13 protein-coding genes are annotated in these 15,080 nt (G+C 65.0%); 9 read left to right on the top strand and 4 right to left on the bottom strand.

The window, feature by feature from the left end; translation table 11 throughout:
- Positions 1 to 21: 21 nt before the first annotated feature.
- Positions 22 to 2,604 carry a nitrite reductase large subunit NirB gene (gene nirB, locus AC5Y42_RS00065; RefSeq protein ID WP_499894769.1) on the bottom strand — a complete coding sequence of 861 codons (2,583 nt, stop codon included), beginning with the start codon at positions 2,602 to 2,604 and terminating at the stop codon, positions 22 to 24.
- 209 nt (positions 2,605 to 2,813) lie between these two features.
- Between nirB and AC5Y42_RS00060 the strand changes: the two genes are divergently transcribed.
- A complete protein-coding gene (locus AC5Y42_RS00060; RefSeq protein ID WP_499894766.1) occupies positions 2,814 to 3,260 on the top strand; it encodes an Hsp20/alpha crystallin family protein in 447 nt (148 codons plus the stop codon).
- A gap of 65 nt (positions 3,261 to 3,325) precedes the next feature.
- Here AC5Y42_RS00060 and AC5Y42_RS00055 read toward each other — a convergent pair whose 3' ends face one another.
- Positions 3,326 to 4,087 carry an isocitrate lyase/PEP mutase family protein gene (locus tag AC5Y42_RS00055; RefSeq protein ID WP_499894762.1) on the bottom strand — a complete coding sequence of 254 codons (762 nt, stop codon included), beginning with the start codon at positions 4,085 to 4,087 and terminating at the stop codon, positions 3,326 to 3,328.
- Between the two features lie 110 nt (positions 4,088 to 4,197).
- On the opposite strand from AC5Y42_RS00055, the gene AC5Y42_RS00050 reads away from it, so the two are divergent.
- The 5 genes from AC5Y42_RS00050 to AC5Y42_RS00030 all read left to right on the top strand — a co-directional run bounded on the left by AC5Y42_RS00050 (position 4,198) and on the right by AC5Y42_RS00030 (position 8,348).
- Positions 4,198 to 4,491: an Rv0250c family protein gene (locus AC5Y42_RS00050; protein WP_499887789.1), complete on the top strand. Its 294-nt coding sequence runs from the start codon at positions 4,198 to 4,200 to the stop codon at positions 4,489 to 4,491.
- A 74-nt stretch (positions 4,492 to 4,565) separates the two neighbouring features.
- Positions 4,566 to 5,390 carry a succinate dehydrogenase subunit SdhC gene (sdhC, locus tag AC5Y42_RS00045; RefSeq protein ID WP_499894759.1) on the top strand — a complete coding sequence of 275 codons (825 nt, stop codon included), beginning with the start codon at positions 4,566 to 4,568 and terminating at the stop codon, positions 5,388 to 5,390.
- Between the two features lie 46 nt (positions 5,391 to 5,436).
- Positions 5,437 to 7,359, top strand: a complete 1,923-nt coding sequence (locus tag AC5Y42_RS00040; protein WP_499894757.1) for a fumarate reductase/succinate dehydrogenase flavoprotein subunit — start codon at positions 5,437 to 5,439, stop codon at positions 7,357 to 7,359.
- Entirely contained in the window at positions 7,360 to 8,106 is a 747-nt protein-coding gene (locus AC5Y42_RS00035; protein WP_499894754.1) for a succinate dehydrogenase/fumarate reductase iron-sulfur subunit, read from the top strand.
- A gap of 80 nt (positions 8,107 to 8,186) precedes the next feature.
- Entirely contained in the window at positions 8,187 to 8,348 is a 162-nt protein-coding gene (locus tag AC5Y42_RS00030; RefSeq protein WP_499894750.1) for a hypothetical protein, read from the top strand.
- Between the two features lie 13 nt (positions 8,349 to 8,361).
- Here the strand turns inward: AC5Y42_RS00030 and AC5Y42_RS00025 are convergent, their stop codons facing one another.
- Positions 8,362 to 8,850: a flavin reductase family protein gene (locus AC5Y42_RS00025; RefSeq protein ID WP_499894748.1), complete on the bottom strand. Its 489-nt coding sequence runs from the start codon at positions 8,848 to 8,850 to the stop codon at positions 8,362 to 8,364.
- Between the two features lie 372 nt (positions 8,851 to 9,222).
- Between AC5Y42_RS00025 and AC5Y42_RS00020 the strand changes: the two genes are divergently transcribed.
- Positions 9,223 to 11,058, top strand: a complete 1,836-nt coding sequence (locus AC5Y42_RS00020) for an acyl-CoA dehydrogenase (protein ID WP_499894744.1) — start codon at positions 9,223 to 9,225, stop codon at positions 11,056 to 11,058.
- Between the two features lie 273 nt (positions 11,059 to 11,331).
- Here the strand turns inward: AC5Y42_RS00020 and AC5Y42_RS00015 are convergent, their stop codons facing one another.
- On the bottom strand, positions 11,332 to 12,636 hold the full coding sequence (locus AC5Y42_RS00015; RefSeq protein WP_499895793.1) for an acetyl-CoA C-acetyltransferase: 1,305 nt from the start codon (positions 12,634 to 12,636) through the stop codon (positions 11,332 to 11,334).
- A 156-nt stretch (positions 12,637 to 12,792) separates the two neighbouring features.
- On the opposite strand from AC5Y42_RS00015, the gene AC5Y42_RS00010 reads away from it, so the two are divergent.
- The gene (locus tag AC5Y42_RS00010; RefSeq protein WP_499894741.1) at positions 12,793 to 14,178 is read left to right on the top strand and encodes a 3-oxoacyl-ACP reductase; all 1,386 of its coding nucleotides are present in this window, start codon (positions 12,793 to 12,795) and stop codon (positions 14,176 to 14,178) included.
- 3 nt (positions 14,179 to 14,181) lie between these two features.
- Positions 14,182 to 15,024: a MaoC/PaaZ C-terminal domain-containing protein gene (locus tag AC5Y42_RS00005; protein ID WP_499894738.1), complete on the top strand. Its 843-nt coding sequence runs from the start codon at positions 14,182 to 14,184 to the stop codon at positions 15,022 to 15,024.
- Positions 15,025 to 15,080: the final 56 nt, after the last annotated feature.

The following is a 15,080-nucleotide window of genomic DNA, read 5'->3' as shown; positions in this document are numbered from 1 at the left end:
ACTCCTTGGTGCCTTGGTGTTTCATGCCCGCGGCATCGAGGGCATACCGATGGAAACTGAGCTGTCGTTGCTGACCGGTACCGGTACCTTGCGGCCGGCGTGCTCGGTGAATGTCACGGTGGCGTCGACGGCGCCGGGAGCGTTGACGAAGGACACAAATCGGGACAGCTTGTCGGGATCCTCCAGCACCCCCTTCCACTCACACTGGTAGGTGGCCACGTGCCGCTCCATCGCGGCCTCCAACTCGTCGGCCAGGCCCAGCGAGTCGTCGCACACCACGCTGCGCACGTGATCCAATCCGCCCTCGATCGACTCGATCCACGGCGCCGTGCGCTGTAACCGGTCGGCGGTGCGGATGTAGAACATCAGGAACCGGTCGATGTAGCGGACCAGGGTCTTTTCGTCGAGGTCGCTGGCCAACAGCTGGGCATGCTTGGGTGTCATACCGCCGTTGCCGCCGACGTAGAGGTTCCAGCCCTTTTCGGTCGCGATCACGCCGACGTCCTTGCCGCGCGCCTCGGCGCACTCCCGCGCGCAGCCCGACACACCCAACTTGATCTTGTGCGGTGCCCGCAGTCCGCGGTAGCGCATCTCCAAGTCGATGGCCAACTGGACCGAATCTTGTTGGCCGTAGCGGCACCAGTCGCTTCCGACGCAGCTTTTCACCGTGCGCACCGCCTTGCCGTAGGCGTGCCCCGATTCCATTCCTGCGTCGACCAGCCGCTTCCAGATCGCCGGCAGCTGGTCGACCCGGGCGCCGAACATGTCGATGCGCTGACCGCCGGTGATCTTGGTGTACAGACCGAAGTCCTGGGCGATCTGGCCGATGAGAATGAGGTGTTCGGGTTTGATGTCGCCGCCGGGAACCCGCGGCACCACCGAGTAGCTGCCGTTGCGCTGGATGTTGGCCAGGAAATGGTCGTTGGAGTCCTGCAGGGACGCCTGCTCACCGTCGAGGATGTGCTCAGAACCGGTTGACGCCAGGATCGATGCGACGACGGGTTTGCAGATGTCGCAACCTTTTCCGGTACCGAAGCGGTCCAACAGCGCCGAGAAAGTGCGGATCGAGGTAGCGCTGACGATCTCGAACAGCTCGGCACGTGACTGGCTGAAGTGCTCGCACAACGCCTTGGACTGCTCGACACCCTCGGCTTCCAACAGCTGCTTGAGCAGCGGCACGCAGGAGCCGCACGAGGTGCCGGCGCCCGTGCATGATTTCAGCCCCGCTACGTCGGAGCAGCCGGCGGCGATCGCGTCGGTCAGCTGGGCCTTGCTGACGTTGTTGCACGAGCAGATCTGGGCCGAGCCGGGCAGGGCGCCAACCCCCAACACCGCTGCCCCATCACCGGTTTGCGGTGAAATCAGCGCCAGCGGATCACCGGGCAGCTCGGAACCGACCATCGGCCTCAGCACACCATACGACGAGGCGTCACCGACCAGGATGCCGCCCAACAGCGTTTTGGCGTCGTCGGAAAGCACCACCTTGGCGTAGGTCTGCTTGACCGCGTCGTTGACCACGACCTGAAGGCAGTTCTCGGTGGCGCCCATCGCGTCGCCGAAGCTGGCAACGTCGACGCCAAGCAGTTTCAGCTTGGTCGACATGTCGGCCTCGGGGAACTCGGCCGCGCCGTCCAGCAGCCGGTCGGCGACGACTTCGGCGCTGGCGTAACCGGGGCCGACCAAGCCGTAACAGCGGCCCTCGATGGCGGCCACCTCGCCTACCGCGTAGACGTCGGGGTCGTTTGTCCGACAAGACAAGTCGGTGAGCACGCCGCCCCGGTCCGCGATCACCAGACCCGCCGCGGCGGCCAGCTCGTCGCGCGGTCGGATACCCGCGGCGAAGATCACCAATCCGGCGTCGATGGCGCCGCCGTCCGACAGGTGCACTCGAACCGACGGCGAGCCCTGCGAATGCTCTACGGCTTCAATCGAATCCGTGGACACCTCGACGTGCACCGCCAAGCCCAGCTCGGTGATCATCCTTGCCAGCAGCGCTCCACCGGCCTCGTCGATCTGCTGTGCCATCAACCGCGGCGCCATCTCGACGACGTGCGTCTGCAGGCCGAACTGACGCAGAGCATTGGCGGCTTCGAGCCCCAGCAGCCCACCGCCGATCACCACACCGGTGCTGACGTTGCCCGCGTCCAGCGTGCGCTGGACATCGGCGCGGATGCCGTCGAGGTCGTCGAGCGTGCGATAAACATGGCACCCGGGCAGATCATGACCCGGAACCGGCGGGACGAACGGATAGGAGCCGGTCGCCAACACCAGCGTGTCGTAGCCATACCGCTGGCCATCCGCGGTCAGCACCGATTTGGCGGCCCGGTCGATCTCGGTGACCCGAGTGTTCAGCAGCAGCCGGACCCGCTCGTCACCGGCGTAGTCGTTACCCGGGAGCGCCAGGAGGTCCCGGTCCCATTGCTCTGTGTAGGCAGTCAGCCCCACCCGGTCGTAGGCAGCATCGGGCTCCTCGGCCAGCACGGTGATTCGCCAGGACCCGTTCGCGTCGCGGGCGCCCAACGCCTCAACGAATCGGTGGCCGACCATCCCATGTCCGACCACGACGACATCGCGGGTCGCACAGGGGTTTCCGCCGGAGGCCATGCTCACGAGGTTAGGAACGGCATATTTCCGGGATGTTTCGCGCGGCGTCCCTTCTGGGTGACGGTGATCTCACAATGAAGGGACACGAAACTGAGGCTGGTTCGGTTCACCAAGAGCGAACACCGAGGTGGAACTTAAGCGTGGGTGACTCATGTTTACCGGATAGCAGGCCGATACGGTGTCGGCCGCATCACGACGAGGAGACAACAATGAGCAACGTCACACTGTGGTCGCGCCCGGCCTGGAACACCGACCGCTGGCTACGTGAATTCTTCGGTCCCGCAGCGGCTTCCGACTGGTTCAAGCCGGTATTCAGCGACGGCGGCTTCAGCCCCGCCGCGGAGGTCGTCAAAGAGGGCGACGACGCGGTGGTCCGCCTGGAGTTGGCCGGTGTGGACGTCGAGAAGGACGTCAACGTCGAACTGGACGAAGGCCGGCTGGTCATTCATGGCGAGCGCCGTGACGAGCACGCCGAGGAGAAGGACGGCCGCACGCTGCGCGAGGTTCGCTACGGATCGTTTCGCCGGTCGTTCCAACTGCCCGCCCACATCACCAGCGACGCGATTTCGGCCTCCTACGACGCCGGCGTACTGACCGTCCGGGTCGCCGGTGCCTACGCGGGAACCGGCACGCAGCGCATCGCGATCAGCAAGTAACCCGAGCAGACGCAAAAGCCCCCGCGCGCCCGGCGTGTCGGGGGCCTTTTGCGTCTGCTGACGCGCTAACTCCAGCGGGCCAGGATCTCCTTGGCCCGGGTCCCCAGCGCGGCCTGGAAGAACGGCCCGAAGCTGATCCGCCCCACGCCCAGCGGACCGAACGATGCCGGATCGTCCTGGTCGGGCAGTGCGATCGCGTTGACCGGAAGCGGCAGCTCAGCAGTCAAGCGCCGCAGCGTCTCCGGATCATGGCGGCCGACGGGGTAGAGCACATCGGCACCGGCCGCCGCGGCCTCTTTCAGCCGCGCCACCGCTCGCTCGACGCGATCCGATTCGTCACCGTCTTGACGCAGAAACAGATCGGTGCGGGCGTTGATCACGATATGCACTCCGGCCGCATCGGCAGCCGCGCGCAGTGCCCCAACCAGCTCGGCGTGTTCACCGGCTGGCCGCAGCCGCTTGCCCTCGCTATGTACGGAGTCCTCGATGTTCAGGCCCACCCCGCCCGCATCGAGCAGCCCGTCGATGAGCCGCGACGGCGACAGCCCGTAACCCGACTCGATATCCACCGAAACCGGGACGTCCACCGCAGCGGTGATCTGCGCAACCCGGCCGAGCAGGTCGTCGAACGACATGCCTTCGTTGTCTGGTTTGCCGACCGAATCGGCGACGGGATGGCTGCCGACGGTCAGCGCAGCGAACCCTGCTTCGGTGGCCAGCCGCGCCGACCAGGCATCCCACACCGTCGGCAGAATCACTGGGTTGCCGGGCTGGTGCAGCGCCAGTAACGCGTTCGCCCGATCGACCGGTGCGCTGTCTGCTGGCATCTTTGCTGAGCCTCTCGTGGAGGGCGTGACCTGCCTCACGCCGGCGGTGTGCGGTGGATAGTATCGAGTCACGTACTGTGATCCATGACACCTCGGCCCAGGGAGATCCGTTGTCGACCACTACTGAACTCGCCGAATTGCACGACCTGATCGGTGGCCTGCGCCGGTGTGTGACGTCGTTGAGGTCGCGATACGCCGATACCCCGGCGATGCGGCGCATTGTCAACGACGCCGAGCGAATCCTCAACGATGTCGAGTTGCTCGACATCGACGCCGGCGAGCTGGAGCTGGCCGGTCCGCTGCCGCATCCGGGCGAGAAGATCTCCATCCCCGACACCCAATACGACGCCGAGTTCTGGCGTGACGTGGACGACGAGGGTGTCGGCGGCCATAGTCGGTCCTGACCACCCCGCGGTCCGGGTGCAGCTGTGTGACTTAGTACTCTCCAACGAGCCCCACGCGAAGAGGATCACAACAGATGAGCGCACCCACGGCGAACCGTCCTGCCACCGGCGTCTTCTCAGCCACCCGCGCCAAGGTGACGCAGTCCAACCTGCGCACCGACAAGTGGTGGTTCCCGCCACTGATGACCGACATCGGTTTGGCCGCGTTCATCATCTACGCGACCATCCGGGCGTTCTGGGGTAGCGCCTACTGGGTGGACAAATACCACTACCTGACGCCGTTCTACTCGCCGTGCATCAGTAAGTCATGTGTCCCGCACTCCAGCCATCTGGGCGTCTGGCTGCCGGAATTCCCCCGCTGGATTCCGCTGGGAATGCTGGTATTACCGTTCCTGCTCGCATTCCGCATCACCTGCTACTACTACCGCAAGGCCTACTACCGCTCGGTGTGGTTGTCGCCGGCAGGATGCGCTGTGCCCGAGCCGCGCGCCGGGTACACCGGTGAGACGCGTCTGCCGCTGATCTTTCAGAACAGCCACCGTTACTTCTTCTACGCCGCGTCGCTGCTGGCGCTGCTCAACACCTACGACGCCATCGTCGCGTTCCATTCCCCGTCCGGGTTCGGATTCGGTTTGGGCAACATCATTTTGGTGGTCAACGTGATCTTGCTGTGGGCCTACACCGGCGGCTGCCACTCCTGCCGGCACGTCACCGGCGGACGGCTCAAGCACTTCTCCAAGCACCCGGTGCGGTACTGGATCTGGACCCAGGTCACAAAGCTGAACACCAGGCACATGCAGTTCGCGTGGATCACGCTGGCCAGCCTGGCGCTCACCGACTTCTACGTCATGCTGGTGGCCAGCGGCACCATTACCGACCTGAGATTCATCGGCAACTGACAAGCAGATTCAGTCAGGACAATCAGCAAGAGTTGAGTGAGGTTTCATGGTTGAGGTCGAACGGCACGCGTACGACGTCGTCGTAATCGGTGCCGGCGGCGCGGGGCTGCGCGCGGTCATCGAGGCACGCGAGCGCGGCTTGAAAGTTGCGGTGGTATCTAAATCCCTGTTCGGCAAGGCCCACACGGTGATGGCCGAAGGTGGCTGCGCAGCGTCGATGGGCAACGCCAATCCGAAAGACAACTGGCAGGTCCACTACCGCGACACCATGCGCGGCGGGAAGTTCCTGAACAACTGGCGAATGGCTGAACTACACGCCAAAGAGGCGCCCGACCGGGTCTGGGAATTGGAGACCTACGGCGCATTGTTCGACCGCACCAAAGACGGCAAGATCAGCCAGCGCAACTTCGGTGGGCACACCTACGCGCGGCTGGCGCACGTCGGTGACCGCACCGGCCTCGAGTTGATCCGCACCATGCAGCAGAAGATCGTCTCGCTGCAGCAGGAGGATTACGCCGAATCCGGCGACTACGAAGCGCGAATCAAGGTGTTCGCCGAGTGCACGATCACCGAGCTGCTCAAGGACGGCGACGCGATCGCCGGCGCGTTCGGGTACTGGCGGGAGAGCGGCCGGTTCGTGCTGTTCGAGGCCCCCGCGGTGGTGATGGCTACCGGCGGCATCGGCAAGTCGTTCAAGGTGACCTCCAACTCGTGGGAGTACACCGGCGACGGCCATGCGCTGGCGCTGCGGGCCGGGGCGACGCTGATCAACATGGAGTTCGTCCAGTTCCACCCGACGGGCATGGTGTGGCCGCCCAGCGTGAAGGGGATCCTGGTCACCGAGGGTGTCCGCGGGGACGGCGGTGTGTTGAAAAACTCGGAGAACTCTCGTTTCATGTTCGACTACATCCCGCCGGTGTTCAAAGGGCAGTACGCCGAGACCGCGCAAGAAGCCGACCAGTGGCTGAAAGACAACGACTCGGCCCGTCGCACCCCCGACCTGCTGCCCCGCGACGAAGTGGCTCGCGCGATCAACTCGGAGGTCAAGGCCGGCCGCGGCACCCCGCATGGCGGGGTCTACTTGGATATCGCGTCGCGGCTGACGCCTGCGGAGATCAAGCAGCGGCTGCCGTCGATGTATCACCAGTTCATGGAGCTGGCCGGCGTCGATATCACCAAGGAGCCGATGGAAGTCGGGCCGACCTGTCACTACGTGATGGGCGGTATCGAGGTCGACCCGGACACCGGTGCGGCGACGGTACCGGGGCTATTCGCCGCCGGCGAGTGCTCCGGCGGAATGCACGGCTCGAACCGGCTGGGCGGCAACTCGCTGTCGGATCTGTTGGTGTTCGGCCGGCGCGCCGGCCTCGGCGCCGCGGACTACGTGCGGGCCCTACACAGCCGTCCGGCGGTTTCCCAGGAGGCCGTCGACGCCGCGGCGAAGCTGGCCCTGGCGCCGTTCGACGGGCCCGAAGACGGTTCGGCAGCGGAGAATCCGTACAAACTGCAGATCGACTTGCAGGACGCGATGAACGAGTTGGTCGGGATCATCCGCAAGGCCGACGAGATCTCCGAGGCGCTGTCGCGGTTGGAGGAGCTTCGGGCCCGGTTCACCAAAATGCAGGTCGAAGGAAATCGCCAGTACAACCCAGGGTGGAACCTCGCCATCGACCTGCGCAACATGCTGATGGTCAGCGAATGCGTGGCCCGGGCGGCGTTGGAGCGCACCGAGAGCCGCGGCGGCCATACCCGCGACGACCATCCGGCCATGGAAGCCGATTGGCGCAATACGTTGTTGGTGTGCCGGGCCGATAGTGGGCCCGGCGAGGTCAACGTTCCGCACATCAGTGTCAGCCGCGAGGAGCAGGTCCCGATGCGGGGCGACTTGCTGGAGCTCTTCGAAATCTCCGAGCTGGAGAAGTACTACACCGACGAAGAGCTGGCCGACCATCCAGGACGGAGAAGCTAGATGACGTACAACGGCACCATGCGGGTGTGGCGCGGCGACACCGACGGCGGCGGCCTGGAAGACTTCACCGTCGAGGTCAATGAGGGTGAGGTGGTCCTCGACGTCATCCACCGACTGCAGCAGACCCAGACGCCCGACCTCGCGGTGCGGTGGAACTGCAAGGCCGGCAAGTGCGGATCGTGTTCGGCGGAGATCAACGGCCGGCCCCGGCTGATGTGCATGACCCGGATGTCGACCTTCGCCGAGGACGAGGTCGTCACGGTGACACCACTGCGGACGTTCCCGGTGATCCGCGACCTGGTCACCGACGTGTCGTTCAACTACGAAAAAGCGCGTGAAATCCCGTCGTTCACTCCACCCAAGGATCTGCAGCCCGGCGAATACCGGATGGCGCAGGTCGACGTTCAGCGCTCACAGGAATTCCGCAAGTGCATCGAATGCTTCCTGTGCCAAAACGTCTGCCACGTGATTCGCGACCACGAAGAAAACAAGGAGGCGTTCGCCGGTCCGCGCTTTTTCATCCGTCTCGCCGAGCTGGAAATGCATCCGCTCGACACCGCTGACCGGCGCGACCTCGCCCAAGAGGAGGCCGGCCTCGGACTGTGCAACATTACCAAGTGCTGCACCGAAGTCTGTCCCGAAGGCATCAAGATCACCGACAACGCCATCATCCCGATGAAGGAGCGCGTCGCCGGTCGTAAATACGACCCGGTGGTCTGGCTGGGCAACAAGCTGTTCCGCCGGTAAATCGCCGGGAGCTTTAGCTCACATCCGACGCGGGTACTCCGTGCAGAGCCGAGCCCGACCGACCCGGAAAGGCGGCAGCGATGGCACTCCGAGAACCTGCCAGCCCCAAGGACATTCGAACCGCGATCCGTGAGTTGTCCGCGCGTGCCGATATCGCCCACAAGGAGGGCAGGCACGACGAGGCCGCCGAGATCGAGCAACGTATCCAGGAGTACCGCGACGAGCTCGGCGAACGTCCATAAGCCGCAGAGTCGCTCAGACGTTGAGGCGACGGAAAACGCTGCGGTGAAACACGATAGGGGCCACTTCGGGATCCACCTGGACGTCGATCACGCGCAGCACGACGATGGTGTGGTCCCCCGCCGCGACCAGTTGTTCGACGGCGCTTTCCAACCACATGCTGGTGCCCTTGATGAAGACGGCTCCGCTGCCGTTGGAGACCGTTTCCAGGCCGGCGAACCTATCTCCGGTCTTGGCGGCCAGGGTGCGAACTGCCTCATCGTGAGCCTCTCCCAGCACGCTGATGCCCAGCGACGGCACATCTTTGAGTTTCGGCCAGGTCGCCGACGTGTTCTGCACGCAGAACGAGACCAACGGCGGATCCAGCGAAACCGGGACAAACGTGCTGGCAGCCAGCCCCTCCCGGACACCGCCGACTTCAGCGGCAATGGCGATGACGCCGGACGGGAAACAACCGAATGCCTCACGCAGAGACGACGGCGTCAGCTTGTCGGGTGAGTTCACCGGGCTTCATTCGGATCGACGGATTTTCGCAACTCTGACCCTACTCGGCGGGCCGGGTGACCTCGGCGGTGCCTAACTATCCGTGCGGCTGTGTGCCCGCCAGAGAGCGGGCTTCGCAGGGGCGTGCGGATGCTCGCGGAGATCGACCAGCCGACACTCGGTGATGCTTGCCACACAACGCACGTATCTACCGTCTCCGCAGGTCACAGCGCTGAGAACAGGTGGCCCAACCAGTTGGTTGCTTAGGTTATGAAATTTAGCTCACAGTCGCTTGCGTTGCAGTTACCGAACCGTTAAGTTTGGCGCTGTTACTGGTGGGTAACTTAGCCCTAGTACCCAACCACGAGTGGCATTCTCATCGAGGAGGAGCACGTGAGCCACTACAAGAGCAATGTCCGCGACCAGGTATTCAACCTTTTCGAGGTCTTAGGCGTGGACAAGGCGTTCGGTGAAGGCGACTTCAGCGACCTGGACGTCGACACCGCCCGCGAGATGCTGGACGAGATCAGCCGGTTGGCCGCGGGGCCGATCGCTGACTCGTTCGTCGAGGGGGACCGTAATCCGCCGACCTTCGACCCGGAAACGCATTCCGTGACCCTGCCCGAGTCGTTCAAGAAGTCGGTGCGCGCGGTTACCGAGGCCGGTTGGGACAGGGTTGGACTCGACGAGGCGCTGGGCGGTATGCCGATGCCCAAGGCGATGATGTGGGCGCTGCACGAGCACCTTCTGGGCGCCAACCCGGCGGTGTGGATGTACGCAGGCGGCGCCGGTTTCGCCAACATCCTCTACCACCTGGGTACCGAGGAGCAGAAGAAGTGGGCCGTGCTGGCCGCCGAGCGCGGCTGGGGCTCGACCATGGTGCTGACCGAGCCGGACGCCGGCTCGGATGTGGGCGCTGCCCGCACCAAGGCCGTGCAGCAGGACGACGGCTCCTGGCACATCGACGGTGTCAAGCGGTTCATCACCTCCGCCGACTCCGGTGACCTGTTCGAGAACATCTTCCACCTGGTGCTGGCCCGCCCCGAGGACGCCGGCCCCGGCACCAAGGGCCTGTCGCTTTTCTTCGTGCCGAAGTTCCACTTCGACCCTGAGACGGGTGAACCGGGCGAGCGCAACGGCGTATTCGTGACCAACGTCGAGCACAAGATGGGCCTGAAGGTCTCGGCGACCTGTGAGCTGTCCTTCGGTCAGCACGACGTGCCGGCCAAGGGCTGGCTGGTCGGCGAGGTGCACAACGGCATCGCGCAAATGTTCGACGTCATCGAGCAGGCGCGGATGATGGTCGGCACCAAGGCCATTGCAACGCTGTCCACTGGTTACCTGAACGCGCTCGGCTACGCCAAGGAGCGGGTGCAGGGCGCCGATCTGGCGCAGATGACCGACAAGACCGCACCGCGGGTGACGATCACTCACCACCCCGACGTGCGTCGGTCCCTGATGACCCAGAAGGCCTACGCCGAGGGTCTGCGCGCGCTGTACCTCTACACCGCGACCTACCAGGACGCCGGGGTGGCGAAGGCGGTGCACGATGTGGACGCCGATCTCGCAGTCAAGGTCAACGACCTGATGCTGCCGGTGGTCAAGGGCGTGGGCTCCGAGCAGGCGTACGCCAAGCTCACCGAGAGCCTGCAGACCCTCGGTGGGTCCGGTTTCCTGCAGGACTACCCGATCGAGCAATACATCCGCGACGCCAAGATCGATTCGCTCTACGAAGGCACCACCGCCATCCAGGCGCAGGACTTCTTCTTCCGCAAGATCGTGCGGGACAAGGGTGTGGCGCTGGCCCACGTGTCGGGGCAGATCGAGCAATTCGTCAAGAACGAGTCCGGCAACGGCCGGCTGAAGGCCGAGCGCGCGCTGCTGGCCACCGCGTTGACCGACGTGCAGGCCATGGCGGCCGCGCTGACCGGATACCTGATGGCCGCGCAGGAGGACATCTCCAGCATCTACCGGGTGGGCCTGGGTTCGGTGCGCTTCCTGATGAGCGTCGGCGACCTGGTGATCGGCTGGTTGTTGCTGCGTCAGGCTGCGGTGGCCGTCGAGGCGCTCGACGCCGGGGCCAGCGACAGCGATCGGGCCTTCTACGAGGGCAAGATCGCGGTGGCGTCGTTCTTTGCGAAGAACTTCCTGCCGCTGCTGACCAGCACCCGCCAGGTGGTCGAGACGATCGACAATGACATCATGGAGCTTGACGAAGCCGCCTTCTGATGTTCAGGCTTTAAGACGCAACAGTCCCCCGTTTCGCCGCTGCGAAACGGGGGACTTTGCGATTGCGGGCCACGCGAATTGCGGGCCCTCCCAGAACTGAAATGACCGCCGCTAAATCCCCTCATCCCAGCGGCGTGCCAATTAATTCAGGGAAGCTCCGCATCGCCATCGGGTCGGGGGGTCGGACGACAACGCGGAGCTATCCGGCACGTCGCATACCCGCGGCCCAGTGTTACAAAACAATCCGGGACGGAAATTCTCCGCCCCGTCCGATCAAGCCTCCAGGATGGCAGCGACGCCTTGGCCGCCGGCCGCGCAGATCGATATCAGGGCGCGCAGCGGCTTGCCGCCACTCCCCTTCTGCTCGGCCTTCTTTTCCGCCAGCTGCTTGGCGGTCTGGGCGAGGATCCGTCCGCCGGTGGCGGCGAAGGGATGACCGGCGGCCAGCGACGAGCCATTGACATTGAGCTTGGACCGGTCGATCGGTCCCAGTGCGGCATCCAGGCCAAGCCGTTCCTTGCAGTACTCCTCGGACTCCAAGGCCTGCAGATGAGCGAGCACCACCGACGCGAAGGCCTCGTGGATCTCGTAGAAGTCGAAGTCCTGCAGGCTCAACCCGTTGCGGGCCAGCAGCCGCGGTATCGCATACGTCGGCGCCATCAGCAGGCCGTCGGCACCGTTGACATAGTCCACGGCGGCGGTCTCGGCGTCGACGAAGTAGGCCAAGACAGGCAGCGAATGTTCGGAGGCCCATTCTTCACTGGACAGCAGCGCGACCGAGGCGCCGTCGGTCAGCGGCGTCGAATTGCCCGCCGTCATCGTGGCGTCGCCGGCTTTGACGCCGAACACCGGCTTGAGCTTGGCCAGCTTCTCCACCGAGGCATCCGACCGCAGGTTGTCGTCACGGTAGAGCCCCAGAAATGGCGTGACCAGGTCGTCGAAGAAGCCCCGGTCGTAGGCGGCCGCCATGTTGCGATGGCTGGCAACGGCCAACTCGTCCTGGTCGACGCGCTTGATGCCCAGCTGCTTGGCGGTGATGGCCTGGTGTTCGCCCATCGACAGTCCGGTGCGCGGTTCGCTGTTCACCGGGATCTCCACCCCGAGGCTGGCCGGGAGTTTGCCCACCAGCTTCAGCCGCTCGACATTGGACTTCGACCGGCGCAGCCCGAGCAATGTGCGGCGCAGGTTGTCGCCCAGGCCGATCGGCGCATCGGACGTGGTGTCCACCCCGCCGGCGGCGGCAACCTGGTAGCGGCCCGCGGCGATGCCGTCGGCCGCGGCGATCGCCGCCTGCAGCCCGGTGCCACAGGCTTGCTGCATGTCGAAGGCCGGTGTGTTGGAAGACAGTGCCGATCCCAGGACACACTCGCGCATCAGGTTGAAGTCGCGGCTGTGCTTGAGCACGGCCCCGCCGATCACCGCGCCCAGCCGCTCACCGGACAGGCCGAACCGGTCGACCAGGCCGCCCAGGGCTGCGGTGAACATGTCCTGGTTGGAGGCCTCGGCGTACGCGCGGTCGGAACGCCCGAAGGGGATACGGTTGCCGCCCAGCACCGCCACGCGCCGCCTGGATCGCAGACTCTCCTTCGAGGCCTGGTCGTTGGTCTTGGAACTTGCAGAGGAATTGGCAGGGGCCACGTTTGTCTCCGTCAGTAGGGGTTATCCGCGGTTAAGGTCATAGTACCCACGGTTCTTACTCTGGAGTAAGTTCAGTCTCGTTACGGTTGTCGATAGATGGCACGCTCGATATGGAAGGCAACTTCAGTGGCCCCCACGGATCTATTCTCTCAGGTCGTCAACTCCGGCCCCGGGTCGTTCCTGGCCAAACAGCTCGGAGTCCCCCAGCCCGAGCCGCTGCGCCGCTACCGCGCCAGCGATCCGCCACTGGCCGGGTCGCTGTTGATCGGTGGCGAAGGCCGAGTGGTCGAACCGCTACGTGCAGCACTGGACAAGGACTACGACGTGGTCGGGGCCAACCTCGGCGGTCGATGGGTCGACTCGTTCGGCGGATTGGTCTTCGACGCCACCGCAATCACCACTCCGGCCGGCCTGACGGCGCTGCATGAATTCTTCACCCCACTGCTACGCAACATCGGCCCTTCCGGCCGCGTCGTCGTGGTGGGCACTACCCCCGAGGCAGCCGGCAGCACCGACGAGCGGATTGCGCAGCGCGCGCTGGAGGGCTTCACCCGCTCACTGGCCAAGGAGTTGCGCCGGGGAGCCACCGTTGCGCTGGTCTACCTGGCTCCCGACGCCAAACCCGCGGCCACCGGGCTGGAGTCGACAATGCGCTTCATCCTGTCGGGCAAATCCGCCTATGTCGACGGCCAGGTGTTTTATGTCGGCGCCGAGGATTCCACCCCGCCGGCCGACTGGGACCGGCCGCTGGACGGCAAGGTCGCCATCGTGACCGGCGCCGCACGGGGTATTGGCGCGACCATCGCCGAGGTGTTCGCCCGTGACGGCGCCCGGGTGGTGGCCATCGACGTCGAAGCCGCCCACGAGGCACTCGGCGAAACTGCCACCAAGGTCGGCGGCACTGCGCTCACCCTCGACGTCACGGCCGACGACGCCGTCGACAAGATCACCGAGCACCTGCGTGACCACTACAACGGACACGCCGACGTGCTGGTCAACAACGCCGGCATCACTCGCGACAAGCTGCTGGCCAACATGGACGATGACCGGTGGAACGCCGTCCTCGCTGTCAATCTGCTTGCGCCAAAACGTCTTGTCGAAGGATTGGTGGGTAACGGCAGCATCGGCGAAGGTGGCCGGGTGATTGGCCTGTCGTCGATGGCCGGTATCGCCGGCAACCGCGGGCAGACCAATTACGCCGCCACCAAGGCGGGCATGATTGGGCTGACGCAGGCGCTGGCGCCGGAACTGGCCGAGAAGGGCATCACGATCAACGCCGTCGCGCCGGGATTCATCGAAACCCAGATGACGGCCGCAATCCCGCTGGCCACCCGTGAGGTGGGCCGGCGGCTGAACTCGCTGTACCAGGGCGGCCAGCCGGTCGATGTGGCCGAGACCATCGCCTACTTCGCCAGCCCCGCGTCGAACGCCGTGACGGGCAACGTGATTCGCGTCTGCGGCCAAGCAATGTTAGGGGCGTAGCCGGTGACCCAGCCCAGTGGTCTGAAGAACCTAGTCCGCGCCGCAGCCGGGGCGTTGCCGTTCGTACCGCGCAGCGACCATCTGTCCAACCGGACGGTGACGGTGCCGGACGTGCCCATCGACCGCGCGAACGTCGCCGCTTACGCTGGGGTCACCGGGCTGCGCTACGGCGACAACCTGCCGCTGACCTACCCGTTCGCGCTGACCTTTCCGACCATGATGTCGCTGGTGACCGCCTTCGACTTTCCTTTTCCCGCAATGGGTTCGGTTCATATCGAAAACCACATCACGCAGTACCGGCCGATCAAGGTGACCGATACCGTGGGCATCGCGGTCCACGCGGAGAACATCCGCGAACACCGTAAGGGCCTGCTGGTAGATCTGGTGACCGATGTCAGTGTCGGCAACGACACCGCGTGGCACCAAGTGACGACCTTCCTGCATCAGCAGCGCACCAGCCTCTCCGACGAACCCAAGCCGCCGCCCCAGAAGCAGCCCAAGCTGCCTCCCCCGAACGCGGTCCTGCCGATCAGCGCCGGGCAGATTCGCCGCTACGCCGCCATCGGCGGCGACCACAACCCGATCCACACCAATCCCATCGGCGCCAAATTGTTCGGATTCCCGACCGTCATTGCGCATGGGATGTTCAGCGCGGCAGCGGTATTGGTCAACCTCGAAGGCCGTCTGCCCGACGCGGTGAAGTATTCGGTGCGGTTCGGCAAGCCACTGGTACTACCCGCCAAGGCTGGGCTCTACGTCGACCAGGTCAATGACGGCTGGGATCTGAATCTGCGCAATATCGCCAAGGGCTACCCGTACCTCACCGGTACGCTGCGGGCGCTGTAGGACGTTCGACTGTGCATCGTTGGATTTCAGTGTGAATCCTGGGCGGGAAAATCGCC

The organism is Mycobacterium sp. NGS48, assembly GCF_059812585.1.
This window is presented reverse-complemented; position numbering and strand designations above follow the sequence as displayed.